19 protein-coding genes are annotated in these 26,426 nt (G+C 59.3%); 12 read left to right on the forward strand and 7 right to left on the reverse strand.

Annotated elements, in window-relative coordinates; translation table 11 throughout:
* Window positions 1–10 precede the first annotated feature (10 nt).
* Together BMOU_RS07070 and BMOU_RS07075 are read left to right on the forward strand one after the other, a co-directional pair.
* Window positions 11–844, forward strand: a complete 834-nt coding sequence (locus BMOU_RS07070; RefSeq protein WP_034877385.1) for a carbohydrate ABC transporter permease — start codon at window positions 11–13, stop codon at window positions 842–844.
* A gap of 113 nt (window positions 845–957) precedes the next feature.
* A complete protein-coding gene (locus BMOU_RS07075) occupies window positions 958–1,974 on the forward strand; it encodes a family 43 glycosylhydrolase (RefSeq protein WP_034876207.1) in 1,017 nt (338 codons plus the stop codon).
* Here the strand turns inward: BMOU_RS07075 and BMOU_RS07080 are convergent.
* Together BMOU_RS07080 and BMOU_RS07085 are read right to left on the reverse strand one after the other, a co-directional pair.
* Entirely contained in the window at window positions 1,961–2,584 is a 624-nt protein-coding gene (locus tag BMOU_RS07080) for a DUF624 domain-containing protein (protein WP_034876209.1), read from the reverse strand. The two genes, BMOU_RS07075 and BMOU_RS07080, sit on opposite strands and share 14 nt — an antisense overlap.
* An 86-nt stretch (window positions 2,585–2,670) precedes the next feature.
* The gene (locus BMOU_RS07085; RefSeq protein ID WP_034876212.1) at window positions 2,671–3,396 is read right to left on the reverse strand and encodes a hypothetical protein; all 726 of its coding nucleotides are present in this window, start codon (window positions 3,394–3,396) and stop codon (window positions 2,671–2,673) included.
* Window positions 3,397–3,586: 190 nt separating this feature from the next.
* Here BMOU_RS07085 and BMOU_RS07090 point away from each other — a divergent pair, with 190 nt between their 5' ends.
* On the forward strand, window positions 3,587–5,779 hold the full coding sequence (locus tag BMOU_RS07090) for an alpha-galactosidase (protein WP_034876214.1): 2,193 nt from the start codon (window positions 3,587–3,589) through the stop codon (window positions 5,777–5,779).
* A 143-nt stretch (window positions 5,780–5,922) separates the two neighbouring features.
* Here the strand turns inward: BMOU_RS07090 and BMOU_RS07095 are convergent, their stop codons facing one another.
* Entirely contained in the window at window positions 5,923–7,425 is a 1,503-nt protein-coding gene (locus BMOU_RS07095) for an amino acid permease (protein WP_034876215.1), read from the reverse strand.
* 223 nt (window positions 7,426–7,648) lie between these two features.
* On the opposite strand from BMOU_RS07095, the gene BMOU_RS07100 reads away from it, so the two are divergent.
* Window positions 7,649–10,627: an ABC transporter permease gene (locus tag BMOU_RS07100; RefSeq protein ID WP_034876218.1), complete on the forward strand. Its 2,979-nt coding sequence runs from the start codon at window positions 7,649–7,651 to the stop codon at window positions 10,625–10,627.
* Between the two features lie 95 nt (window positions 10,628–10,722).
* Here BMOU_RS07100 and BMOU_RS07105 read toward each other — a convergent pair whose 3' ends face one another.
* The gene (locus tag BMOU_RS07105) at window positions 10,723–12,171 is read right to left on the reverse strand and encodes a cation:proton antiporter (protein ID WP_034876220.1); all 1,449 of its coding nucleotides are present in this window, start codon (window positions 12,169–12,171) and stop codon (window positions 10,723–10,725) included.
* 459 nt (window positions 12,172–12,630) lie between these two features.
* On the opposite strand from BMOU_RS07105, the gene BMOU_RS07110 reads away from it, so the two are divergent.
* The 6 genes from BMOU_RS07110 to BMOU_RS07135 all read left to right on the forward strand — a co-directional run bounded on the left by BMOU_RS07110 (window position 12,631) and on the right by BMOU_RS07135 (window position 22,424).
* Complete coding sequence (locus BMOU_RS07110) at window positions 12,631–13,116, forward strand: HTH domain-containing protein (protein ID WP_034876223.1); 486 nt, start codon at window positions 12,631–12,633, stop codon at window positions 13,114–13,116.
* A 106-nt stretch (window positions 13,117–13,222) separates the two neighbouring features.
* Window positions 13,223–14,230 (forward strand): class C sortase, encoded by a 1,008-nt coding sequence (locus BMOU_RS07115; protein ID WP_051428935.1) that lies wholly within the window; start codon window positions 13,223–13,225, stop codon window positions 14,228–14,230.
* A 310-nt stretch (window positions 14,231–14,540) separates the two neighbouring features.
* Window positions 14,541–18,077 carry a DUF7604 domain-containing protein gene (locus BMOU_RS10730; protein ID WP_235143742.1) on the forward strand — a complete coding sequence of 1,179 codons (3,537 nt, stop codon included), beginning with the start codon at window positions 14,541–14,543 and terminating at the stop codon, window positions 18,075–18,077.
* Window positions 18,078–18,224: 147 nt separating this feature from the next.
* The gene (locus tag BMOU_RS07125) at window positions 18,225–19,778 is read left to right on the forward strand and encodes an isopeptide-forming domain-containing fimbrial protein (protein ID WP_034876227.1); all 1,554 of its coding nucleotides are present in this window, start codon (window positions 18,225–18,227) and stop codon (window positions 19,776–19,778) included.
* A 323-nt stretch (window positions 19,779–20,101) separates the two neighbouring features.
* Window positions 20,102–20,677, forward strand: a complete 576-nt coding sequence (locus BMOU_RS07130) for a hypothetical protein (RefSeq protein ID WP_034877389.1) — start codon at window positions 20,102–20,104, stop codon at window positions 20,675–20,677.
* A gap of 244 nt (window positions 20,678–20,921) precedes the next feature.
* Window positions 20,922–22,424 (forward strand): amino acid permease, encoded by a 1,503-nt coding sequence (locus BMOU_RS07135; protein ID WP_171002091.1) that lies wholly within the window; start codon window positions 20,922–20,924, stop codon window positions 22,422–22,424.
* 15 nt (window positions 22,425–22,439) lie between these two features.
* On the opposite strand, the gene BMOU_RS07140 is transcribed toward BMOU_RS07135, so the two are convergent.
* The 3 genes from BMOU_RS07140 to thiS are packed head-to-tail and all read right to left on the reverse strand — an operon-like array spanning window position 22,440 to window position 24,323.
* Window positions 22,440–23,354 (reverse strand): thiazole synthase, encoded by a 915-nt coding sequence (locus tag BMOU_RS07140; RefSeq protein ID WP_081738518.1) that lies wholly within the window; start codon window positions 23,352–23,354, stop codon window positions 22,440–22,442.
* 30 nt (window positions 23,355–23,384) lie between these two features.
* Window positions 23,385–24,098 (reverse strand): sulfur carrier protein ThiS adenylyltransferase ThiF, encoded by a 714-nt coding sequence (thiF, locus tag BMOU_RS07145; protein ID WP_034876230.1) that lies wholly within the window; start codon window positions 24,096–24,098, stop codon window positions 23,385–23,387.
* Between the two features lie 30 nt (window positions 24,099–24,128).
* Window positions 24,129–24,323, reverse strand: coding sequence for a sulfur carrier protein ThiS (gene thiS / locus BMOU_RS07150; RefSeq protein ID WP_034876232.1), 195 nt, complete (start codon window positions 24,321–24,323; stop codon window positions 24,129–24,131).
* 395 nt (window positions 24,324–24,718) lie between these two features.
* Between thiS and BMOU_RS07155 the strand changes: the two genes are divergently transcribed.
* Both BMOU_RS07155 and BMOU_RS07160 read left to right on the forward strand, forming a co-directional pair.
* The gene (locus BMOU_RS07155; protein WP_371851379.1) at window positions 24,719–25,699 is read left to right on the forward strand and encodes an aldo/keto reductase; all 981 of its coding nucleotides are present in this window, start codon (window positions 24,719–24,721) and stop codon (window positions 25,697–25,699) included.
* 166 nt (window positions 25,700–25,865) lie between these two features.
* Window positions 25,866–26,363, forward strand: coding sequence for a MarR family winged helix-turn-helix transcriptional regulator (locus tag BMOU_RS07160; protein ID WP_034876234.1), 498 nt, complete (start codon window positions 25,866–25,868; stop codon window positions 26,361–26,363).
* Window positions 26,364–26,426: the final 63 nt, after the last annotated feature.

A 26,426-nucleotide genomic window follows, 5' to 3' on the forward strand; every position in this document is an offset into this window, starting at 1 on the left:
GGCCAAGGGCATGACCTTCACCGCCCGCAAGCGCATCGGATCCGCCGTGACCAGCATCGTCATGATCGCCATCTCACTCGTTTGCGCCATGCCATTGTGGTACATCGTCATCAACACGTTCAAGACCATCGCTGACATGAACGTCAATCCACTCGGCCTACCGAACGATTGGACCTTCGACAACTACATCAACGCCTTCAAAACCGTGCCGATTCTGCGCTCGCTGTGGAACACAGTCATCGTTACCTTCTTCGGCGTGGCCATTCAAGTGATCGTCGGCGCGCTCGCCGCCTACGGCATGATCCTGCGCAAGTCCCGTTTTACCTCGGCCGTCGGGGCCGTGCTCATGGTCGCTTTCGTTGTGCCCGCGCAGTCCACGCTGATTCCGTTGTATCGCATGGAGGCCGGCGTACATCTCGTCAATACGCTTGCGGGCTTGGTGCTCATCTATCTCGGCGGTGCCGTGTTCTGTTACTTCCTGATCGTCGGCTACATGCGCTCGTTGCCGTTTGAGCTGATCGAGGCCGCCCGCATCGACGGCGCCGGTCCGTTGCGTATCTTCTGGAATATCGTGATGCCGCTGATCAAGCCGATCCTTACCACCGTCATCGTATTCCAGACCATGGGTACGTGGAACGACTTCATGAACGCCAACGTGTTCATTAGCTCCTCTGAACTGCGTACCATTGTGCTGCAGGTCTACAACGCGGTCGGTCAGTTCTCGACCGACTGGCCGAGCTTTATGACCATCACCGTACTGGCGTTGCTGCCGGTGTTTATCTTCTTCATCTTCTGCCAGAAGTGGATTGTTTCCGGCTTGGTCGCCGGTTCCGTCAAAGGTTGATCGGGTTTGGGGGGTCGAGACGGTGCGGGATTGTCCGTCCCGTCTCGACCCGGCCGCTCCTGACTGACGTATCGGTGTGAATTGACGCGAATAGTTTGAAAGAAGAGGTTGCAATGACTGAAATCGATGCCCCCGTTTGTGCTGTGGAAACGTCCGCTCGAACCATCGATCGGCATGATCTGCCGTATCGCGTGAACAACGTCGCACTTGCCACCAATCCACTGCATCGCTATTGCGCCGACCCGAATCTGGCAATTTTCGACGGCCGATACTTTCTGTACTGCACCGACGACGGCGTCGATGACTGGGGTTCCACTGCGTTCAGCGTGTACGTTTCCGACAATCTGATGGATTGGGAGCGTTACCCGGCGCTCGACCTGCGCGACGTACCATGGTGGACGGGTTCGGATGGCGCGTGGGCGCCGTCTATAGCGCGTAACGCCGACGGACGATATGTGTTGTTGTTCGTGGCTGATTCGCAGATCGGCACCGCCGTGGCCAACACTCCATATGGGCCTTTCATCCCTACTGTCGAACCGATTGTGCGTAGGGGGACCTTCAGCTGCCATACCATCGATCCGGGCGTATTCATCGACGATGACGGCACCCGCTATTTTTTGTGGGGCAATGGCAAGGCGTGGATCGCGCCGTTTTCCGACGACTGCCTGAGCTTCGACGAATCCAAGGCGATCGGCTGGATTCCGGGTGACTTTCGAGAGGCGATCTGGGTACACAGGCATGACGGTCTGTATTACGCGAGCTGGTCGGAAAACGACACCAGGGACCCGGCATACTGCGTGAAGTACGCGGTAGCCGAATCGTTGGCGGGGCCGTGGAGCGAACCCCGCGTGCTGGTCGAGCAGAATCCCAGGCTTCACTTATACGGCACCGGCCACCATAACATCGTGAACATTCCCGGCACTGACGAATGGATTATCGCCTATCATCGTTTCGCCTACCATCCGTCCGGTCGATGGGCCGGCGGAGATGGATGCCATCGTGAGACGGTGTTCGCCCCGCTCAATCATCTGCCCGACGGCTCGCTTGAGCAGGTGCGCCCTCAGGTCGGTTCCTATGTGCGTCCGTTGGGCATTCGGCCCGCCGGCTCGGTTCCGGCTATTCCAGCTTGAAGGCCTTGCGAATCATCAGTATCTGTAGCCAGAATGAGCCGCCGCTCGCCACGATAATCCACAGCAGCGGCACCCATATGATGGCGCCCGGCACGGTGGCCAGCAGTACGATTGGCAGAATGTCAAGCGCGAACACGGCGATGGCGACGAGCGGCTTGAGCACGGCCAGTTTGAACGATTGTCTGATCTGTTCGGTCACGCTTAGCTTGCTGCGACCGGAAAGCGGCAGTACGAACGCCAGCATCACGCCGAGAATCGCAAACACCGCGACGGTGACGCCGTAGACGAGCGAGATGGTGTCACCGCCGCGTTGCATCGACAGGAACCTCAAGTCGAAGGCGGCCAGCGCCCATACTGCGGCGATGATCAGCGATAGTGCGAAATTCGTGCCGATGCGTCGTCTGAACGCGGCGATATAGCCGCGAAAGATGCCGTGATCGCGTGCCTCCTGCATGGTGCGCGTCACCTCGCATGCGGCGGAGGTGGAGATGCCGATGGTGACGATCGGAATCGATCCGACGAACCAGGCGACCGACAGCATCGCCAGATCGCCGATGGTGCTCATCACCACGTTGTACGGGTTGTCTTCGCGAAAGAAATTCGATGCCATGTCAGTCCTTCGGTTGCTGCTATTGCGTTATGCGCTGCTGTTGCGTTATGTACGGCGTCATGCGATTGTGATGCGGTCACAACTGCCTATCGGTACAGCCAGTCGATGAACCGCTGCGCGGTACTGGTGTTTTTGGTGCCGGTTGCGATGCCGATGAGCGCATCGTGGTCACTGTCCGCGATGCTTGTCCAGCCCGCCGCATCGGAAAGTTTCAATCCGTAGGATTTCGCGGCGCCTTTGCCGGTGCCGGATGAATCGAGACCGTCGTCATCCGCATCGCTGAAGCCTTTAAGTTGCACGGTTGCGCTGTCGAGCTTGGTATTGTCGGACTTGCTGACGGTCGATTCGAGATTGGTGAGGTATCCGTAGCCGGCTAGTTGTTTGAAAACCTTATGCGGGGCGATGATCACGTCGATCTGCTTGTTGGAGAGCATGGTCTGCAACTTGGTCAGGCCATCTTTGTTCATATCGAAATAGTCGTCGATGATCACGTTGACGCCGAATTTTTCTTCCAGTTCGTTTTGCAGATTCGTGGCTCCGGTGGTGGTCAATGCGTCGTCGACGACTGCTGCATACAGTGCGGGGCGGGTGTCGGGGGAGACGAAGCGCACCACAAGGAATGTAGTCAACGCGATGATGATTGCCGCGGCTGTGACGGGTACCAGAAAATGTTCGCGGAAGTATTCCAGTTTCTTGTTCCAAGGTAACTGGCGGAAGATGGAGAGCTTGGATTCGTTGGCGTATGCCGGGGTCGAGGCCAATGTGTTGATGGCCTCCCGTTGTTCCTCGGTAAGATGCGTGTCCAATGCCATGTCAATCACCCCTTTTAGCGCCAATGCTATCGTGTGTTGCGTGCAATGCGTCATATGGAGAACGCCATGCCGTCATTTGCTCTACTTAAGCGCTTAATATATACTTGTTTTTCATAAAAGTCAATTACGCTCATCGCATGGGTTGACGTCCTTGCCGTATAACCCACGCAAAAAGCCCAAGGAGACAACGATGTTTGATCAGGGACCTCATGTTGTGCTGCGTCGTGACGGCGTATGCCTCGTGCTGAAGACCCCGGAAGGCGAAATGCCGCAGGTTGAGTATTGGGGGGAGGATTTCGGCATCACGGCCGATGAATCCGTGCTGAACCAGCTTGATGCGATGACGTTGAAGGTCACTCCGCCGCAGGAGAAGCCGGATGCCGCGCTTCGTCCGTCATTGTTGCCGCAGGGTGCCGAAGCCTTCGCCGGCCGCCCGGGCTTGGAGGCCCATCGCGGCGGCAGGCCGGTATTCGTGCGTTGGACCTCCGTCAGCGCCTCTCCGGCCGCCGCCGGTGGCGAGACCGAAGCCAATGTGCTGAACATCGTGGCCGAAGACGCCGTCAACGCCGTCAAGCTGGAACTGAAGCTCTCCATCAAGAAGGGCGGTCTGGTGCTGGTCGAGCAGACCGTCACCAACATCGACGCAACCAACGATCCGGATGCCGCCGCGCTGACCGTCAACTGGTTGGAGTCCACGCTGCCGATGCCGCGCCGCGCCGATACGCTCACCCAGTTCACCGGCCGCTGGCCGCTTGAGAAGCAGCCTCGCACCGCCGCGATGCCGTCCGGCTCCGTGACCCGTGAATGCCGCCACGGCAAGACCGGTCATGAAAGTCCGTGGATGTTCATCGTTTCAGACGGTGAACCGAAGTGGTCGGAGGGCGAAATCTGGGCCTGCCATCTCGCATGGAGCGGCAATCAGACCTACCGCATCGACAACATGCCGCCGCATGAGCCGCTCATCGGTGCGGGCGAACTGCTCGGCCCCGGTGAGATCCAGTTGGCCGCAGGCGAATCCTACACGGCTCCGCAAGTGTGCTTCTCCTACTCCGCAACCGGCCTTGACGGCATGGCCGCCCGTTTCCATACATGGCTGCGTTCCCTGCCGAAGCACGTGTCGAGCCCGCGGCCGTTCACCCTCAACACCTGGGAGGCCGTGTACTTCAACCATGACGAAGCCACGCTGAAGGAACTTGCCAACCGCGCCGCGGCCGTGGGCGTGGAGCGGTTCGTGCTCGACGACGGCTGGTTCCACGAGCGCCGTGACGATACCAAGGGCCTGGGCGACTGGGTGGTCGACCCGGAGGTCTGGCCGAACGGTCTCGACGGCATCGCCAGGCATGTGCATGATCTCGGCATGCAGTTCGGCCTGTGGTTCGAACCGGAAATGGTGAACCTCGACTCCGATTGCGCCCGCGAGCACCCGGATTGGATTCTCGCCGCCCCGGAGGCCGTGCCGTACCGCGAAGACGTCTCCTACCGCACCCAGTACGTGCTCGATCTGGCCAATCCGGCCGCCTATCGGCATGTGCACGACCAGATGGCCGCGCTTGTCGAGCAGCTTGGCATCGACTACATCAAGTGGGATCACAATCGTGATGTCACCGAGCCGGTGCATGACGGCCGCTACGGTCTGCATGAGCAGACCCTTGCCTGCTACCGGCTGTTCGACGATCTCAAGAAGGAATTCCCGAAGCTGGAGATCGAAAGCTGCTCCTCCGGCGGTGCGCGTACCGACGCGGGCATTCTGCAGCATGCCGACCGCATCTGGGGCTCCGATTCCAACGATCCGCGCGACCGCGTGGACATCCAACGCTACACCGAACTCGTGGTGCCTCCGGAAATGATTGGCGCGCATGTGGGCCCGTCGCCGGCGCATTCCACCTGGCGCGCCACCGAACTGAGCTACCGTGCGGCCATCTCGCTTGAGGGCTGCTCCGGTTTCGAATGGAACATTCTCGAATGCTCCGATGACGAGATCGAACAGCTCAAGGCGTTTGTGAATCTGTATAAGGAACTGCGCGGCGTGCTGCATCACGGCACCGTGATGCATGCCGATTTCAAGGATCCGGCGCTGCGCGGCCGTGGCGTGGTCTCGGATGACGGCACGCATGCCGTGTGGGTGGTCGCCACCGTCACCAATCTGCGTGACGTGCTCACCGAGCGACTGCGCATGAAGGGCCTCGACCCGAAGCGTACGTACAGCGTACGCCTGCACGACGAGGTCGGCGAAGTGCGCTGGGGCTGGAACACCCCGAAGTGGGTCACTGCGGCGCAGCTGGACGGTTTCAAGGTTTCGGGCAGGCTGCTTGAACAGGTCGGCCTGCAGCTGCCGCCGCTGTGGCCGCTCGAGGCGATTGTGCTCGAGGTGGAGGCGCTGTAGCCGATTGGACTGATTCATGGTGCGGAACCCATGGGACTGCTTGCGATCCGAGCATGTCCCATGGGTTCCGCTTTATGATGCAAAAAGAAAGTCGGATCCATGGGTTTCGCACCACGGACCCGACCGGAGGGATGGGTTCGGCTTCACTCGGCCTTCTGCGTTTCGGCTTGCTTCGCGCCACCCCGCACCTGCGTGAGCTGGTAGGCGGCGAACAGCACGATCAGCCAGATGATGCCGGCGTATACGGCGATGCGGTAGCTTGCGGAGAAGCACATCAGCACCACGACCAGCGCCATGAATGCGATCACCACGTACGGCGTCACGCGGGCGAACGGCAGTTTGAAGGCGATTCTGTCAAGCGCCTCCCTGCCTTTCAGCCCCTTGAGTTCGGCCGGACCGTCGCCTGCGGCCACTACGCGGCGGAACTTCAGCTCGGTGACCATGATCATCGTCCAGTTGATGGCGGCCGCAATGGTGGCGATGGACATCAGATAGTTGAATGCGAACTCCGGCCACACGAACACCACCACCACGGCGATGGCGATGATGATGGCGGAGGTGACCACGCCGCCGACCGGCACGCCGCGCTTGCTGAGCTTGCCGAGATACGCCGGTGCATTGCCCTGCTTCGCCAGCGAGTAGAGCATGCGGGAGTTGGCGTACAGACCCGAGTTGTACACGCTCATCACGGCGGTCAGGCATACGAAGTTGAGGATTCCGGCGGCCGCGTGCACGCCCACGGAATCGAAAATCTGCACGAACGGGCTGGAATTGCCGTCGATCCTGCTCCACGGCACCACGGCCATGATCACGCCAAGCGCCACGATGTAGAACACGAGGATTCGCCAGATGATGCCGTTCGTGGCCTTCGGGATGGTGGTGCGCGGATTCTCGGTCTCACCCGCGGTGATGCCGATCAGTTCGGTGCCGCCGAAGCTGAACATCACCACGACCAGCGCCATCATAAGGCCCGTCCAGGTGCCGTCCGCATTGCGGCTCATCAGGCCGTGCGGGAAGAAGCCGCCGTCGATGGTGAACCAGTTGGCGAACGATGCACGGATGCCCGACGCGGTGGGCACGTTCGCGATGATGACGTACAGCCCGCCGAGAATCATGGCGATCACGGCCACGATCTTGATGATGGCGAACCAGAACTCGAATTCGCCGAACTTGTTCACGCCCATGAGATTCAGCGCGGCGATGGCCACGAGGAACACGACCGCCGACACCCACTTCGGAATATTCGGGAACCAGTAGTTCACGAACGAACCGACCACGGAAAGCTCCACCATGGCCACGAGCACGTAGTTGAACCAGTAGTTCCAACCGGAGATGAATCCGGCGCGCTTCGACCAGTAGCGGGTGGCGTAGTAGCTGAACGCGCCCGCTTTCGGGTCCTCCACCGCCATCTCGCTCAGCGCACGCACGATCATGAAGATCGCGAGGCCGCCGATCAGGTAGGCGAGCAGAATGGATGGGCCGGCGAGGCCGATGGATTCGCTGGAACCGTAGAACAGGCCGGTGCCGATTGCCCCACCCAGTGCGATCAACTGGATATGGCGATTTTTCAATGATTTGCGCAGCGTCGGCGGAACCGGCACGTCGTCGGTTTCGCGTGGCTTCTTCACGGCATTGACGACGCTCATGAATTGCCCTTCTTCTCTTGGCTTTGGAACACCACTGATTGTAGCCAAGTGCACTCATATCCGTGAGGTGCCGTTCATGATGGGAGGGGTTCCCGATGGCAGGCCATATAAAGGTATCTCCTGTGCGAGGGGAATGACGTGTGTCACAGGTGCATGTCCCCCAGCTTCGTAGTGTTCAATAAGAGATGGGTTTTCTTAAGGGGCACACGTCTGGAGGAACACGATGGCGTTCGTCAAAGACATGATTCGTATGTGGCTGCGATCGTGGAAACGGTTCGTTTCGATCGCCATGATCACCCTGCTCGGCGTGGCCGTGCTCACCGGTATCTATGCGGGTTGCCGCGATGCGTTCCTCGCGTCGGACCGATTCTTCGACAATCAGGGCATGCATGATATCCAGGTGTTGTCGACGGCCGGACTGACCGACGCCGACGTCGCCGCATTGCGACGTGTCGCCGGCGTGCGGAAGGTGCAGGCCGAGCGCTCGCAAAGCGTGACCATCGATGTGGATGGCGACAAATCCGTTACCATGCAGGAAATCGGAACGAACGGCATCGACCAGCCATACCTGCAGGAAGGTCGCATGCCGACCAAATCCGGTGAGATCGCAGTCACCAAGCAATTCATCAAGGATTCCGGCCATGGCATCGGCGACCGCATCACCGTCACCCCCGATGCATCCGAAGTGTCCGATTCTGGCGAATCGGACAAACAGGCAGGCAAAACCGATACCCAGATGTCCGATTCGCCAGAATCGGACACATCGGAGGCGACGGATGAGCAGTCGCCGGAATTCCCGACGGAACTGAAAATCGTAGGCGTGGTGCTCGATCCGCAGAATCTGAGCAATCCGGACGGGTATTCGGCCATGACCTCATTCCGTTCGACCGCGACGAGCGACTACACGTTCTTCGCACCATCCGACGGCGTGACCGGCACCATCTACACGTCGGTCACGCTACTGGTCAAAGGCGCGGCCGACGAAAGCACGTTTGACGAATCCTATGAAGACATTGTCAACAAGGTCATGAACCGCATCAAGGGCACCACGAAAACCGACCGACAGAAAGCGCGTCGGCAGGAGCTCCTCGATGCGGGGCAGAAGAAGATCGACGAGGCGCGAGACGAAGCCAATCGGCAATTCGCGGATGCGCAGAAGCAGATAGACGAGAATCGCAATCAATTCAATCAACAGATCGATCAGATCGTATCGCAGCAAAACGCAATGCTGGGCGCGGGCGCGGGTTCGGCCACGGACGAATCCGCTCGTGAAACCATGCGTGAAACGGTAATTTCCAGCAGCCCGCAGCTTCGGGAGGCCAAGGCGCAACTCGATGCCGCGCAATCGCAGTTGGACGAGCGGAAGAAGAGCGCCGAGCAAACCTTCCAGGATAAGGAAAACGAGCTCGAAAGCAGTGTGCCGAACGTACGCTGGTATGTGCAGGGCCGCTCGTCCCTCGGCGGGTACAGCGCGCTTGAATCCGACCTGAGTTCGATCCAATCCATCGGCAACGCGTTTCCGGTCGTGTTCCTGCTGGTCGCGGTGATGATGAGCCTGACCGCCATGGCACGCATGGTCGAAGAGGACCGTGGCCTTGTCGGCACCTATACCGGCCTCGGCTATGGGCGGCTGAAAGTCGCCGCACGCTACATGCTGTTCGCGTTGCTCGCCTGCCTGATTGGCGGCGGTCTCGGACTATTGCTGGGATTCCTTGGCATCCCGGCGTTCCTGCTGGTGGTAGTGCAAGGCATGTATGTGCTGCCGGGGGTGCGGCTCGAGTACGACTGGCTGTACGGGTCGCTCGGCATCGCACTGTTCGTGGTCGGTGTGCTCGGCGCAACGATCTACGCATGCGCTGAAGAGATGCGGCAGACGCCCGCCGATCTGATGCGTCCGAAGGCCCCACGCGCGGGATCGCGTATTCTGCTGGAACGAGTCACGCCGATTTGGAACCGCCTGGGATTCCTGAGCAAGGTCACCGCACGCAACATCTTCCGTTTCAAATCACGTCTGATCATGACGGTCGGTGGCGTGGCCGGATGCACTGCGCTGATCGTATGCGGTCTCGCGATTAACGACACCGTGGCGGAACTTGGCGTCAAACAGTATCGCGACATTTACCGGTACGATCTGATGGTCGTCGCGAACGATGCGGACGCGGATGCGATGCGCGCGAAGCTGCAGGCGGATGGACGTATGAGTGCGACCATGAACGTGCGCATCGAGTCCGGCGATCTGGCGAACGGTGAGGGCAGCGAGGGCATCCAGCTTGTGGTGGTGCCCGAGGGGCATGTGGATGACTTGAACGAGATGATTACGCTGAAGCCGGTCACGTCCGGGTGGGATGGCGTGCGCAAGCTCTTCGGAATGTCCGATTCTGGTGAATCGGACAAACAGAACGATTCAGAAACCGTGCTGGGCGATGGTGGGGTGATCGTCTCGCAGTCGGCGGCCAATGCGCTGGGCGTTAAGGCCGGCGACACGGTGAACCTCACCAACGGCGATGGAATGCAGGTCAAAGCCAAGGTAAGCACGGTGACGCGTAACCTCATCGGTTCCGACATCTACGTGAGCGAGTCATATTATGGCAAACTGTTCGGTTCGGGGTCCGGAACGTCCGATTCCGGAGAATCGGACGGCTCGAATTCCGGCGGCTCCCTGATCTGGAACGCCGTATACGCCAAGCTCACCGGCTCCGATGACGCGCAGATCAAGTACGCCGACGCCCTCGAAAAGGATGATTCGGTGACGAAGACGATGAGCTGCGCGGATATGGCCGCCAGCTTCAAATTCGATCTCATGGGCGCGGTGGTCGCCCTGATCGTCGCGCTCGCCGGCGGACTGGCGCTTGTGGTGCTGTTCACGCTCGCCAATACGAACGTGTCGGAGCGCGTGCGCGAGATGGCCACGTTGAAGGTGCTGGGATTCTTCGACCGTGAAGTGCACCGGTATGTGAACCGGGAGATGATGATTCTGACGGCCATGGGTGTGGTGATCGGCTTGCCGTTGGGCCGCTGGATCGGTGGTCTGCTCACGGCTGCGCTGAACATGCCCGCATTGTATTTCGAGGTGGAGGTCAAGCCGATCAGTTACGTGATTGCGGCGGCTGCGACCATGGCGTTCGCGTTGCTGGTGCAACTGTTCGTGAATCCGGTGCTTGATCGGATCGAGCCGGTCAGTTCGCTGAAATCGGTGGAGTGAGGGCAACGTGAGGGCAATATGACCCACCCAAAAAAAGGGGGAGTCGCCCGATCGAAGGTTCCTGGGGCGTTCCTAGGGCGTCGGTCCTTAGAGCGTCAGTTCTTGGGGTACCGGTAGTTGCGGGGGAGCCGGTCGGTCTTGTTGGGGTCGAGACCCAGCTCTTCCAAGCGACGGCTGATTTCACGACGGGCGCGTTTGGCCAGGATGAAACGATGGTCGTCACGATGGCCATTCGCCTTGAGATCGGTGGTCATGCTGTCGAGCATGTCCTGATGCCGAAGCAGTGCGCGCACCTGCGCATGGTCATGCATGATCCGATGCCAGTCGGCGGGTGTGCGTGCGATCTCCCGCAACGCGGTCACCGGATGGGAGTCGGCGATGCGGTACGTCAGGGATCCCAGCAACGGCATCAGGAATACGGTGACCGCGCCGGCCGCGACCAGCGTCGACGCCGTCGTCTGCTGCATCGTACCGACCTTGACGGCCAGCGACGTCACGGCCACGATCACCGGCAGTGCGGTCGTGCAATACAGCGCAACGGTCACGCGATGGTGCGTCGACATCGGATTCTCCTTCTTGTCGAGCGACATCGCAAGATAGACGGGAACGGCGCGGATCAGCATCAGCATCGCAATGAAGGTGATGAGCAGCGCCGGCTGCCCGACCACGGCCTGCACGTTGATCGCGGCTCCGGACACCACGAAGAAGACGGGGATCAGAAAGCCGTAGCCGATGCCTTCCAGCTTCGTCTCCAGCGACTGCATGCCGTCGGGAATGATGTAGCGCAGAATGAATCCGGCCGCGAATGCGCCGAGCACCGCGTCGAGGTCGAACAGTGCGGAGATGGTGACGAGAAAGATCAGCAGAAAAACGGTCATGCGCATCATGGTCTGCGACGACGTGTTTGCGTTCTCCGTGAGGAAGCGGTATGCGATATGGCCGGTTTTGCGCGCTTTCGCCGGTACCGCGGCGCAGATGATGCAGATGGCCAGGAACGCGCCGAGAATCAGCAGCGTCTGCCAGCCGGTGCGTGTGGACAGCAGCACCGCCATCGCCAGCACCGGTCCGAGCTCGCCCCACGTGCCGTACGAGATGATGGCGTCGCCGACCGGCGTGCCTTCAAGATTGCGTTCTTTGAGGATCGGCATCAGCGTGCCGAGCGCGGTGGTGGTCAGGGTGATTATGGCGGCGAATCCGTTCATGCCCTGTTTTGAGAAGAACGGCACGAGCGTGATGACGGCCCATGCGATCGCCAGGGTGACGAGCCATGTGACCAGTCCCATTTTGCCCTGATGCCCGGCGAGGCGTTTTGGATTGATTTCGTAGCCGGCCAGCAGGAACAGGAATGCCAGGCCGAGCTCACTCAGGAGCTTCACGGCATCATTCACCGTGATCACGCCGAAACCGTACGGGCCGAGCGCGGCGCCGGCGGCCAGCAGCAGCACGGTCTGCGGAATGAATTTTCCGGGAACCAGCTGCACCACGATTGGGCTGAGTGCGGCGACCGCCATGATGATGGTCAGGGAAACAAGCTCTTGCGTCATGCCCCTCAGCCTAATTTTCGTGTGCGACCGAGGGGAGTACACCCTCCGCTTTTTCCCCTTTCCGCGTAGGATACATACGAATGGATTACGAGATATTCGGAAATATGGGGGTATAGGAATATATGCTTGGCGTGGTGTCTTGCGGTTTGCCGGGCCGTTGGCAGGTGTGCCCGATTCGCGGCTCGAATCTGCTATTCCGTCCCTTTGTCTTGCCCTTGCCCGCCTTGATTCGTTTCGCTGTAAGAAAGGCGCGGCCATGTAGGCGGCGGAGGCGGCCAGAATATTGCGTGGGGGCTATAAAGAGGGTGTCCGGAAGAATCCCCCCGATACAATTCGGCGTATTACAACCACATAAGGGGGTCGTTGTATGAGAATATCTTCTTGGGGGGCTTTTCGTAGACATATGCGGTTCGCGGGCGGCCTTACGGGTCTTGCTGTGGCGCTCGAGCAGAAGCGGCAATGATGATCGACGGTAAGTTCACTGCCAAGGAGCGCGCCTATCTGGCCAGTCTGCCCGCGGTCAAAAGCGTCAGCGCCTCCCATATTCGCTACACCGACCAATTTCGGGTCGAATGCATGTGCCGTTACGACGCGGGGGAGTCGCCCACGTCCATTTTCCGTGAGGCCGGCCTCGACCCGAAGCTCATCGGATACAAGCGTGTGGAACGTTGCATTTCCAGATGGAAGCGCCGGCAGGCCAAGAAGGCGAAATCCGGCAAGCAAACCGATTCGTACGCCTTCGACGCCGATGGTTTGCAGGTATTGGAGCATAAGGACCTTACGCAGCCAGAATGGGGGGCATCGAATGCGGACGATCCCGAGGATGGCCTGTCGCAGATGGCGAAGGCTCAGCTGGCCATCAACGAACGTGATCTACTGATTGCGCGGCAGGCGTTGCGTATTGACGAGCTGGAGCGTGTATTGCGGCAGCTCGTCATAAAATAACGGGTTGCCGAAGGGTGTCAGGCAGCTGCCTCGGACTGGATTTGGTGAGATCGGAGAGTCGCTGATGCGGAAGTCACGATATGAGACATTGCATATTGAGGATGTGATGGAAACGGAAACGGCGGGAACGGGCTGGCGCCAGCCCGCATTCGATGAGGTGATCGACGTTTCCGATGAGATGCGCATGCGCCGCAGGAATAGTCGCAGCATACACATGATGTATGCGGTTGGCGCGTTGCTGATCGTCGCCGCAATCTGCATTGGCGGTTTTCCGGCGGCATTGCAGTACCGTTCCGCGATGGAGTTGTCGCGTACGTCGTCGCAATCCGCACGGACGGTTGCGAATTGGCCGTATCCGCAGGCGGATGATGCGTTCGCCGCGGCGGAGGAATATAACGAACGGCTTGCGACCTCGGGGCAGCCCGTTCTGGGTGAGGCGAAGGATCCGTTCGCTGCGATTCAGGGTGGCTCGCAGGCCAGCGAGACGGATGACGATGACAGTAGCGCGAGTTCCGAAGACGAGGAATATCAGGGATTGCTGGATTCCGGCGGCGGAGTGATGGGCACCATTCGCATTCCGAAGATTTCGGTGAAGCTGCCGATCTACCATGGTACGTCGCAGTCCGCGCTGGCCTCCGGTGCGGGTCATCTGTATGGCAGTAGCCTGCCGGTGGGGGGAACGAGCACGCATGCCGTGATCACCGGGCATCGCGGGCTGGTGAACGCCGCCATGTTCACGCGGCTCGACGAGATGCGCGTCGGCGACTATTTCTATCTCGACGTGATGGGCCATACGCTCGGCTACCAGGTGGACCGCATTTCCGTGATCGAGCCGAACGATACGTCAAAGCTGAAGATCGTGCCCGGTGAGGATCGCGTGACGTTGATGACGTGTACGCCGTACGGCGTGAATACGCAACGTCTGTTGGTCTCCGCCGTGCGTTCGTCGATTCCTGACGTGATTCCCGCCGAATCGGACGCGGCGAAGGATGCGCGATCGATAGCGATCGCCGCTGCGGTGGTGACGTTGCTGTTGGGGTTGGTGCTGCTGTGGCTGCGCCGTCGGCCGTGGCATATCCGCAGGCATGCGGCCCGGTGGCCGAAGCGTGGATGACGCATGTCACCGGAAAGTAAACAAATAGGGTATTCCTTGTCGAAGATTAGGGTACTGAATATAGTGAATATTCGTTGATTTGGAGCGGTTTTTATGTCATGACACCACCCGACTTTCCCACGTTTAGGGTGTATGAAAATTACCTCCTTTTCATCTAACTTCCAGACTTGAAACAGTGTCGTGTCGCGTATGCCTTGTACGCGGTGCAAACACGGGAGAAAAGGCCTAGCGCCACAAGAGAGGGGCGCTACGTAAGGGGACGAAGCATATGAAAGACATACGCGAACACCAGGTGAGGCCAAAGGGGAACTTGGCCAAACGAATCATCGCCGCAATCGCCGCAGTCGCCATGCTCGGCGGCGTCGGCTACGCCACCGCCACCACTGCCGTGGCGGAGGAGGAAGCCGGCACCTTGGCGACGGAGTCGTTTATGGGTACCACCGTTGGACGTGAATGGATCCTTCTCAATGATGCGTGCTTGACAGCTGGCGGAACTCAAGGATGTACGGCCAAAAGGAAAGCCAATGGTGATAGCGGAATCTACAACCAATCGAATGGTTTGCTCCAGCTGACAGGAGATGTGAACGATGCCACCGGCGGTGCGGTGTTTAACCACCAGCTTGATACTTCTCTCGGCTTGGACGTCACCTTCTACCAATATCAGACTGCACGCTCCTCGGGAGCTGATGGCATAGGCTTCTTCTTGGCCGACGGCAATCAGGAGCTGACGACAACCGGCGCTAGTGGTGCAGGTCTGGGATACGCCAATACCCGTGGAGGCAGTGCACCCTCCGATGGCCTCTCTGAGGGCGTACTCGGTCTTGGATTGGATGTTTACGGTAATTTCGCAAATGATACGGATTGGGTAGGTGGAACGGATTGCACGCAATATCGATCTGGTCAAATTTCGAATAGTGTCGTTCTGCGTGGTGCAGGTAACGGCTCTACGGGCTACTGCAAGGTGACGGATGCGAAAACGTATACCGGACTTACGACGAGCAAGGCGCCGCTGGTCGGCAGTAGCTATACGGACGGGGCTGATGGCGTTAAAGTTCGGATCATCATCTCTCCTCAGAAAACGAGTGCTGACGGTACCGTGACGGAATACTCCAAGGTTACCGTCATCGTCGGCGATACAACGATTTATAACAATGTTGAGTTGAACTATGCTCTGCCAGCCACTGTCAAGATGGGCTTCTCTGCATCCACTGGTGGTTCTAAGCAACCACACTATATTCGTGGTGTTCAAGTAAAGACCGTGGAAGCAAGCAACGGCATCATGCTCAGCAAATACCACGACACGAAGAGCAAGCAGTACAAGGTCGCATATGCCGAGGGCGACAAAGTCCCGTACTCCTTCCTCATTACGAATAGCGGTACGCAGAATCTGAGCACTGTGACTTTGACGGATACCAATGCCGATGAGGGCTCCCTGACCTGTACGCCTTCTTTGCCGGCAGCGACTTTGGCGCCTACAGCGACCATTCAATGCACTGCGACCCATACATTGACGGAAGCAGAGGCTGCTCAAGGTTCGTTCACGAACGAAGCTTCTGCAAGTGGTGTCGCCAGTGGCTCCACACTGACCGCGAAGGATTCGGCAACGGTTCCCACGATTAAGCCACTTGCGGCCCCCGATCACACGAAGTGGATAGTCAAAGACGCCTCTTCCGAGGGCGACGGTGATCAATACACGTTGAACCTCAACGTGACCGGGAACAACTCCGAAACCTCAATCGCTTCCGCTACACCGGCTGATGTCATTCTGGTAATGGATAAATCCGGCAGTATGGAGGGTAGTCGGGATACAAATTCGCAGACTGCCGCAAATGCACTTGCTAAAAAGTTGCTGACTACGGCGAATTCTTCGCTTGATCCGAGTCTGCAGGCTCAGATGGCCGTGGTCACCTTCAGCGACAAGGCTACAGTAAAACTAGACGGGAAGTTTACTACTTCAGCTGATGCCATTGCGTCCGCCATCACAGATACCCCTAATGGTGGCACCAACTGGGAGGACGCCCTAAAGAAAGCCAATGGTCTTTCTTCCGGTCGTGCAGGAGTGAAGAAGTACATCATCTTCCTGTCTGATGGTAACCCGACCTTTCGCGTAACTTCGTATGGAGGATGCTTCCATCATAATCAGTATGATTCAAAATATACAACGCAAGAAGCGTGTGAGGCTGCCTCATCGCGGCGGGATACCTATAGCTGGAAGACAAATCCGGATGATAAACGTTCTGACGGCGTACATGGTCATGGTGATTCGGATGAATACGGATTTAACTATGCGGCTGCTTTAGCTGAGGCAAACAATCGCGGCAAAGCGGCACTATATGTGGTGAAGACCTCGAACGACGCTAATAAGATGACTAATCTTGCGTCTGACGCCAAGGCCGTCACAGGTAAGGAGCTTGATGGCACCACTGCCACAAATCTGACAAACGCATTCGAGCAGATTTACTCCAGCATCACCTCAACATCAAAGGTCAAGGTCTACTCCATCACGGATACATTGACGCAATGGGTCGATCCGGTTGATTTAACTGATGGAGATGTCACTGACAAGGTGACGGTGACTGCACCTCAAGGTAAGGCCACACCTAGCTATACAGCTACGTATGTTGAATCAACCAGGACCTTGACGGTAAAATTCACTGACGGTGTTGAAGCCGGAGCGGCTGATACGTACGGGGTGTCATTCAAAGTCAAGCCGAGCGCACAAGCGTATGCGGATTATGCGACGAATGGACAAACATATCCGGATGTCGCTGATGATGGCACCAGTGATAAGTCGGAGACTGTCACCAACGACGAAGGCAAACATATTGGTTACTATTCCAATACAGCAGCAAAGCTGACCTATTGCATCGTCACTACAGTTGGGAATCAGGAATCTGCTTGTACGGAAAAGACCGTTGACTATGGCAAGCCAGTCGTAAATGTCAAGCTTGGCAAGATCACAATCACCAAGCAGTGGTCGGACGGTAACGGCAAGCATGCTAATGATTCTGTGACGGTTCAGCTTCAACGTACGGCAACCGGTGTTGAAGGTGCAACGGCTGAGTCCGTTGGAAACGAATTGACTCTCAACGCGGAAAATAAGTGGACCGCTGAGGTTGACAACCTGCAACCGGGCTACACGTATTCCGTGGTGGAGACTTCGGGCAACGATCGCTATGACGTCACTTATAGCGACGGCCAGGATTTGACCGAGCAGATGGTGTGGTCCTCCAGCGATGATGCGGGAACGCTGAATGCGACCGTCACCAACACGTTGAAGCAAGTCACGTTGGAGAACCTCGTTTCAGTGAAGAAGAATCTGGCTGGTCGCGCATGGACGGCAACCGACAAGTTCGACTTCACGTTGGAAGCAACGGACGGGGCGCCTTTGCCGGAAGTCTGCCAAAACCAGCAATCATGTGAGGTGTCGGTGAAATCCGATTCCGCTAGCTACGCTGCGGCGTTCGGCAACATCACCTACGACGCAGGCGAAGCCGAGTACACGTACAATGTGACGGAAAACAAGGGCTCCGCCTCCGCAATGCACTATTCGAAGGCGAAGTATGAAGTCGTGGTGACCGTTGCAAAGAGCACTGATGGCGAGTGGAACGCTTCCGTGTCATCCGTGACCAAGGTGCTTGACGATAACGGTAACTCGGCTTCCGAGAAGCAGGACGTCTCTGATCCTGTCACCTTCACCAACCACTACATCCAAGTGTCCGTGTTGCCGTTTACCGGCGGCACGACGGACCGCCAGTGGCTGCTGGTCGGCGGCGGAATCGCCGGAATGGCGGCGCTGATGATCGGCGCGGCTGGAATCTGGCGCGGTAAGAAGCGTCTCGTCTGAGTCGCTGTGCGGCTGGGCCGCTCGCCAACATCTAGGGCGGCCCGGCAGTCACCAAATCAAGATTTGCGGATCGTGGGAGCAAGTTGGGTTCCCGCCTCCCGCGATTGCAGAGACAAGTAACAACAACAATAGGAAGAGGGGATTCTCATGAAGATGAGGAAACTTTTCGCCGGCATCGCCGCAGCTGCGACCTTGCTGGGTGGCATGGCCCTGGGTGCAACCAGTGCTCAGGCCGACACCGCGACGGCAACATTCACCTTCACGGCTGAAACTAAGGATCAGCTGACCAACGCTAACCTGACCGCGTACAAGATCGGTGATTACGTTACCCACGGCTCTGGTACGGATGTCGTCTATAGCGTTGCCACGAACACCGCTAACAAGGTAGCGGTGGATTCCGCTTTGAAGACGGCCGGATATACCACGACGACTCAGGATAACCTGGCTGCCGCCTTGAACGAAGGTTATCTGGATATTTCCGCCACCCGTCCGTGGGCCACGAATGCGACAAGTGGCAACGTTACCCGTAACTTCGCCGAGGCGCTTGCGTCCGAAGGCAAGCTGACGGGCGGCGAGACGGTCACGCTAACCGAACCGACTGGTTCTGACCAGAGCGGTTGGTCCGCCACTGTGGACCTTGAGCCGGGCATCTACGTGTTCATCGATAAAGCTGAAGAGACAGAGACCGGTACTGTGACCAAGGCCGTTCCGATGATCGTGGCTTCCGGTACCGTCGATGCAGAGAAGAAGCAGCTGACCGATCCGGTAATTGGCGACAATACCGTGAACATGAAGAACAGCAAGAGTGAAGACAAGACCAAGACAGTCGACAAGATTTCTGCCGCCATCGGCGACACTCTGACCTACACTCTGACGGGTAAGATTGCGAACCCGGCTCCGTCCGCGTTCAAGTTCACCGATACGCCGGGCACTGGTCTGACCATCAAGGCCGGTACCTTCAAGTTCTTCGCCGATGGAACTGCAGTCTCCGCGGCTGACTTCACTGTTCCGTCTGCCGACGTGACCGGTAACGGTACTGCCACCTTCGACGTGGTTGTGAAAGATCCGGCCAAGTATGCCGGCAAGACCATCAAGGTCACCTTCAATGCTGTGGTGAACGACGATGCCGACGTTGAAGACGGTGTTGTCAACGAACTCGACAACTACGGCACCCCTGTTCAGGTTACGACCAAGTTTGTCGGCTTTGACTTCATGAAGATCGATGCGGATGACCAGGGCATCGAAGGTGCCGAATTCCAGGTTCTGGACGGAAACACCACGCTGTACTTCGTCAAGCAGGAGGACGGTTCCTACAAGAAGGCCGCTTCCAATATCACCGCCAAGGCCACCAACACCCTCATATCTGCCGCTGACGGCACCGTGAAGGTCACTGGCCTTGACGCAACGAAGACCTACACCGTGAAGGAAACCAAGGTTGCCACCAGACTGTTCCTCGACTTCAAGCCGAGCTTCACCGTCACGTTTGCAGATGGTCAGGCTGTCCTTGCGAAGACCAAGGCTTCAGATCCATATGACCTGGTCAATACCACCGACAAGACCGTCTTGAACGTGAAGTCCGTCACCCAGCTGCCGCTCACCGGTGCCGCGGGCACCGCACTGTTCGCTGTCGTGGCGCTGCTGCTAGCCGGTGCCGGCGCGACCGTGGTGCTCAAGGCCCGTTCCAAGAACGCCATGGCCTGATTCCCATCAGACTGAATCAATAGGCTGAAACCCCCGAAGGGCGGTTGCGAGAATACTCTCGCAACCGCCCTTCGTGTATTGGGATCAGCAAGGTATTTGCGGTATACGATTTCCCATCACACTATGTTTTTTGGGGGAATAGAGTTCGATTCACGGGGGTGTGAACCGGCGAAATGGCGAGAATATGCGGAAAGGAGACTCCACGGGGGGTTGGTGTGGAGGGGAGAAAAGCGGGGGGTATTGCGTGGGGAACAGGACGTAGAATCGCAGGCAATCCACGGCGTAAGGGTGGACGGGGCGTTATACGGAAGGCAGGAATGACGATGGTGCGGGGCGGCGGATCGTTCAGTAGCGAGGAAATCCAGCTGTTACGAGGGTTGGCGGCGGTCTCCAACGTCACACAGGACCGCATCACCTACTCCGACACCTTCAAACAGGTATGCACCATCCGCTATCTTGCGGGCGAATCACCGACCAAAATCTTCCGCGAAGCGGGGCTGCCGCCGGACCTCATCGGCTACAAGCGCATCGAACGCAGCGTGGCACGCTGGAAGGCGGCCGCCATCAGATCCGTGAACGGCAACGGCAACATGAGCGACAGTGAAGTCATCGCACAGCTTGTTGAACGGTACAAATGCACGCTGGTGACGCGGCAGAACCTTGATAGCGTCGCAGAGAACATCATCGGAACGAACATCGACGCAAACACGGTCGCCGACGGAGCCGAACCCCCCTTGAAAACCGAGCAGACATTAAGCATCCAAGACGACGACGCAGAGGCGGCGGATGTGATTGACGCCAAGACGGCCTGCATCATCATCAAACAGCAGGCCAGACGCATCGACGAGCTCGAAAAGGCCAACGAGGCGCTCCGCAGGCAGATCGCCGGCTCCGACTGAGCTGGTGGCGCAAGCATTCCAGCGGGAGTATGCGGTGCGATCCTCTCGGAACGCATGAATATCGCTCTTTCGGCGAATCGGTCATGCACGGTAGCCGGGTAAAAGCAATGGGCGGAATTTGGCAGGTCGCCTAATTGTGCTACGGATGTGCGACGTGCGGGGTAGGGTGGAAAGCATTATGACTTATGAGAATCCAGGCTCCGCCGGCCAAGGCGGCGTGCAATCCGAAACCCCGCAACCCGACATGCGAACCGCCCGGACCGCAACGTCGGCGAACGACGAATCCGTCGAATCGCTCGACCAAGGCAACGAGATGGCCCGCGGCCTCAACAATCGCCATGTGCAGTTCATCGCCATCGGCGGCACCATCGGCACCGGACTGTTCCTCGGTTCCGGCAAGTCGATCGCATTGACCGGGCCAAGCATCATCTTCGTGTATATCGGCGTCGGCCTGATCATGTTCCTGCTGATGCGCGCCATCGGCGAAATGATGTATCGGGACCCCAGCCAGCACACCTTCATCAACTTCATCACCCGCTATCTCGGCCGCGGATGGGGCAAATTCGCCGTATGGACGTACTGGATCGTGCTCATCCTGACCGGCATGACCGAGATCACCGCAGTCAGCACCTATTTCGTCACGTTCTTCGGCATGTTCGACATCAATCTCAAAGCGTGGAAATGGCTGATCGAACTGTGCTTCCTCGTGGCGCTCACCTGCATCAACCTGATTGCCGTGAAGGTGTTCGGCGAGGCGGAATTCTGGTTCTCCATGATCAAAATCACGCTGATCGTGGGCCTGATCGCCACCGCCGTGGTGATGCTCGTCATCGGCTTCCACTACCCGGCCTCGCACATCGAGGGCGTCGACGGCACCATCGCGGGTGCGACGGTAAGCCTGCGCAACCTGGTCGACGGCTTCCAGATCGCGCCAAACGGTTGGATGAGCTTCTTCAAGAGCTTCCAGATGGTGTTCTTCGCCTACCTGCTCATCGAATTCGTGGGCGTTACGGTGTCGGAGACGCAGAATCCGCGCAAGGTGCTGCCGAAAGCCGTGAACGAGATCATCATGCGCATCCTGATCTTCTACGTGGGCGCGCTGGTGGCCATCATGTGCATCGTGCCGTGGCGCAATTTCCACCAGAACGCCGACGGATCGTTCGGTTCGCCGTTCATCATGGTGTTCAAATATGCGGGCCTCGACTGGGCCGCCGCGCTCGTGTTCTTCGTGGTGATCACCGCGGCCGCCTCGTCGCTCAACTCACTGCTGTATTCGGCCGGACGCCACCTGTACCAGCTGGCGCAGGATTCCGATTCGCCGGTGATGTCGCGTCTGGCCGAAGTGTCGAGCCGCAAGGTGCCGGCGAAGGCGATCGTGGTGTCCGGCTGCATGATTCTGCTGTCGCCGATCATCAATGCGCTGCCCGGCATCTCCAGCGCGTTCGTGCTGTTCTCGTCGGCCGCCAGCGCCGTGGTGATCTTCATCTACGTGCTGACGATGTTCGCGCACCGCGGCTACCGGAAGAGCGCCGACTTCCTCGCCGACGGCTTCCTGATGCCGGCCTGGAAGGTGACGGACTGGATCGCAATTGCGTTCTTCGTGTTCGTGTACGGCACGTTGTTCCTCTCGTCGGAAACCATCGGCCCCGCCATCGCCGGCATAGTCTGGCTGGTGGTCTTCGGCGGGTACTGCCTGCTGCACGAACGCTACCAGAACCGCGATCTGAAGAATTCCCTGCATAGGTAGGGTGCATCAGGTGTGTCAGCCGATATAGTCGGCCTCGTTCGTCGGGCTGGACGGCACGGCATGGTCTTCCGTGACCTTGCCCAAGCCGGACAGATACGCCTCGCGGCCGGCTTCGATCGCCTTCTTGAAGGCGCGGGCCATCAGCGGAATGTTGCCGGCGGAGGCGATCGCCGTGTACGCCATCACCGCGTCCGCGCCCATTTCCATGGCTTCCGCGGCCTGGCTCGGGCGGCCGATGCCGGCGTCGATGATCACCGGAACGCCGGCGTTCCTGATGATCACCTCGATGAAGTCACGTGCGCGCAGGCCCTTGTTCGAGCCGATCATCGCGCCGAGCGGCATCACGCAGGCCGCGCCCGCGTCTTCAAGGCGCTTGGCCGCGATCGGATCGGGGAACATGTACGGCATGACCACAAAACCCTCCTTGGCGAGCATCGCCGTGGCCTTGATGGTCTCCTCATTGTCGGGCAGCAGATACTTCGCCTCATGCTCAATCTCGACCTTCACGAAGTCCGTCTGGCACACTTCGCGCGCGAGACGGGCGATGCGCACGGCCTCCTCGGCATTGCGCGCGCCCGACGTGTTCGGCAGCATGGTGATGCCCTTGGGAATGTAGTCGAGCAGGTTGTTCTCGGTGGTGCGGCAGCGGCGCAGCGCCATGGTGACGATCTGCGTGCCGGCGTTCTCGATCGTGGCCTTGATGAGGTTCAGATCGTAACGGCCGGAGCCGAGAATGAAGCGGCTGGTGAACGCGTGGCCGCCGAGCACCAGCGGATCCGCGTCGCCGGTGGCGATCTCGTCGTATGCGTGCGCGTCCGGCTCGGGCAGGATCGCGGTGTTCGTGGTGGTGCCGACCAGCTCGTCGAGCGTGGCATTCGGTGCGGCCGCAACATCCCTTTCGGCCGTGGTCACGGTGTGTTCGGTGCTCATCGTTGGGTCCTTTCGGTTGGTTGGATCTGCTCAGGCGTCTTCTTCGCCGAGGATCAGACGGGTGATCATGTTCGCTTCATGGCAGGCGACCACGCCCACGCGCGGTGCCATCAGGCCGGCGCCCGGCACCGGAGCGGTTTCGCCGTCGCCGCAGAAGTAGAAGTTCTTCGAGACGCGCCGCGTGCCCACCAGATTGGAACTGCGGAACCCGGCCATGCCGGATGCGCTCACGAGCTTCTTGCCCGGCAGGCTCTCCAGCACCGCGTTGACCAGCATGGTCTTGTTTTCCGGCACGTCGAACGCCTCGCAGATGATGTCTTCGTTCCCGAAGAGCGTCGGCACGTTCTCATCGGTCACCCTGACGGTGTCGATGGTGATGTCGATGAACGGATTGATCTGGCGTAGGTTGCTGCGCAGCGCCTCCGTCTTGTACTGGCCGAGATCCTTGAGGAAATACTGCTGGCGATTGAGGTTCGTCATGTCTACGCGGTCGAAGTCGATCAGATGCAGATGGCCGACGCCGATGCGGGTGAGGGCCACGGCGATCGTCGAACCGAGGCCGCCGCAGCCGCAGATGGCCACGCGTGCGGCGTCCAGCTTGCCCTGAATGGCCGCGGTATGGCGGTCGAGCAGGGCCGCACGGATCTCTTCGCGGCTGACCAGCGTGGTCGGGTCGGGAAGGTTGTCGAACGCCTGCCGCCGGGCGTCGATCTGCTCCTGGGTTGCCGATGGTGCAAAAGTCATGGTTGCTTTCCGTCCGTTCCTTCCTGTGGTTCAGCCGCCCTGAACGAAAGTGACGATTTCCAGGGTGTCGGTGCCCTTGAGCTGGGTTTCGGCGCGCTTGGAGCGCGGTACGATTTCACCGTTGAGTTCGATGGCCACGCGATCGGCGCGCAGTCCGCGCAGCTCGACCAGTTCGGCCACGGTGATCGGCGTGGCGATGTGCTCTTCCTTGCCGTTGATGATCATTCGGATCCCTTCTGTGGCGCGGTTCGGAGCCGTTGGCGTTCGAGCCGCTTCAGTACGAAAAAAGGGTCGCCGAAGGAACCGTACCCTATGAGGTGGTGCGCCCCTCCGTGACCCTGATTCACGCGATATTCGGTTATCGCGAACGGAAGATTGAGATGCGCCATGCGGCGCGAACAACCCGTCTCCTTACGGCGGCATTACCCGCATCAAGTCCTCGGTCGAAGTCCTGCGACTCCCTCTCAGCCTTTCGGCTCCCGTTCGGTTGTGCCCCCATCTTCCCTCAGCCACCCGACATCACCGTCTTCGCCGCACCATACCGGCGCACAGGCTGGTCCGTGGATATGTGAGAATGAAGGCGGTTGACGAAAGGGAGGGAACCGGTGATGGAAGGTCCAATGGCGATGGCAACGGGCAGTGAATCTGCGGGCGTAACGGTGCATGGCGATCTGGCGGGATTCGCGATTCCGAGACTTGGCATGGGCACGATGGCGCTGGCGATTGAGGGCCGGCCGAATCGTGAGACGGCCATCGCCACGATCCATGCCGGTCTGGACGCGGGCGTGCGCTATCTGGATACCGCCTGGTCGTATTACCTGCCCAGCCGCCCCGGTACCGGTTCCCCGGAGGATCTGGGGTACGGCGAACGGCTGGTGCGTGACGCCCTTGCAACGTGGGAAGGCCCGCGCGATGAGGTGCTCGTGGCCACGAAGACCGGATACCGCCGCACGATGGAGGCTCCCGTGCAGACGGAACGCCAGCATCTGCAGGCCGAAGGCAGCCGGTATGGCTGGATGGCCGATTCGCGGCCGGAGACGATGATCCGCGATGCGAAGGAATCGGCCGCACACCTTGGCGTGGAGGCGTTGGACCTGCTGTATTCGCACGGACCGGACCCGGCGGTGCCGTACGAAGACCAAATCGGCGCGCTGAGGCAGCTGCTTGACGATGGCGTGATCAGGCACGCCGGCATTTCGCGCGTGAACGACGGGCAGATCGACATCGCCCGTGAGATTCTGGGGGATGGGCTGGTTGCCGTGCAGAACCAGTTCTCCCCATCGCATCCCGATCCGGAGCATACGATGGAGCACTGCGAGGAGCTGGGGCTTGCGTTCGTATGCTGGTCTCCGCTCGGAGGATTCCTGGATGCGTTCGACCGACATGCGTACGACCCGTTCCGCATGGTCGCGGCCAGGCATGGATGCTCCTATCAGCGTGTGGTGCTGGCTTGGGAATTGGGCCGCTACGGCCGGCTCTTCACCATCCCGAGCGCCCGCAATCCGCAGGAGATCAACGATTCCTTCGCGGCCGTCGATCTTACGCTTGACCCTGATGAGATTGCCATGCTGAACCATGCCGTGAACCGGCGCCGGGGCTGAACCCAGGATGCCGCGCCATCGCATGGATGGCCGTCTGCATGCAATGGCCGCGGTGGCACGGCGGCGTCGCATTTGGCGTCGGGCTGATATCGGGAGCGGTTTTGCGGATGAGATTATTTGCACTGTAAGATAAAATATGTTCGAACATGCCGAAGGAGGTTGTGCGTTGGGGTTTGAGCAGGAAGCATTCCACGAGCTGATGTCGAACATCTGGGGACGCAAATCGCAGATGCAGGAGGAGATGTCGAAGGGGGCGAAGGGCGAGCCGTTCATCGTGCAGGAGCTTTCGCTGAAGGGCCCGCAGACGCCGACGCAGCTTGCCGCGGCCATGCGCGCCACCACCGGCAGGGTCTCCACGCTGCTGTCCGCACTGGGGAGGAAAGGCCAGGTCACGCGCGAGGTCGATCCGAACGACCGTCGGATCGTACATGTGAGTCTGACGGAGGAAGGCCAGGCGCGCGCCAAAAAGCAACGCGAGGACATGCGCGAGGCGATCTGCTGGATCTTTTCGCAGATGGGGGAGCGCCGCACCCGCGAATTCGTGGATCTCGTCGTCGAATTCACCACCTACATGTCCCTGTGCGTGCCCGGCAAGACCCGCCCCACGCCGGAACAGGTCAGGGAGGCCTTCCGTGCGAACGGCGGCTCCGCCGGCGCGGACTGACGAAATATGCGGGTCCGTCCCCGGCGCCAATCATGCAATCGTAAATCGCTCTCAGGGAATACA

Source organism: Bifidobacterium moukalabense DSM 27321 (assembly GCF_000522505.1).
Taxonomy (GTDB): Bacteria; Actinomycetota; Actinomycetes; order Actinomycetales; family Bifidobacteriaceae; genus Bifidobacterium; species Bifidobacterium moukalabense.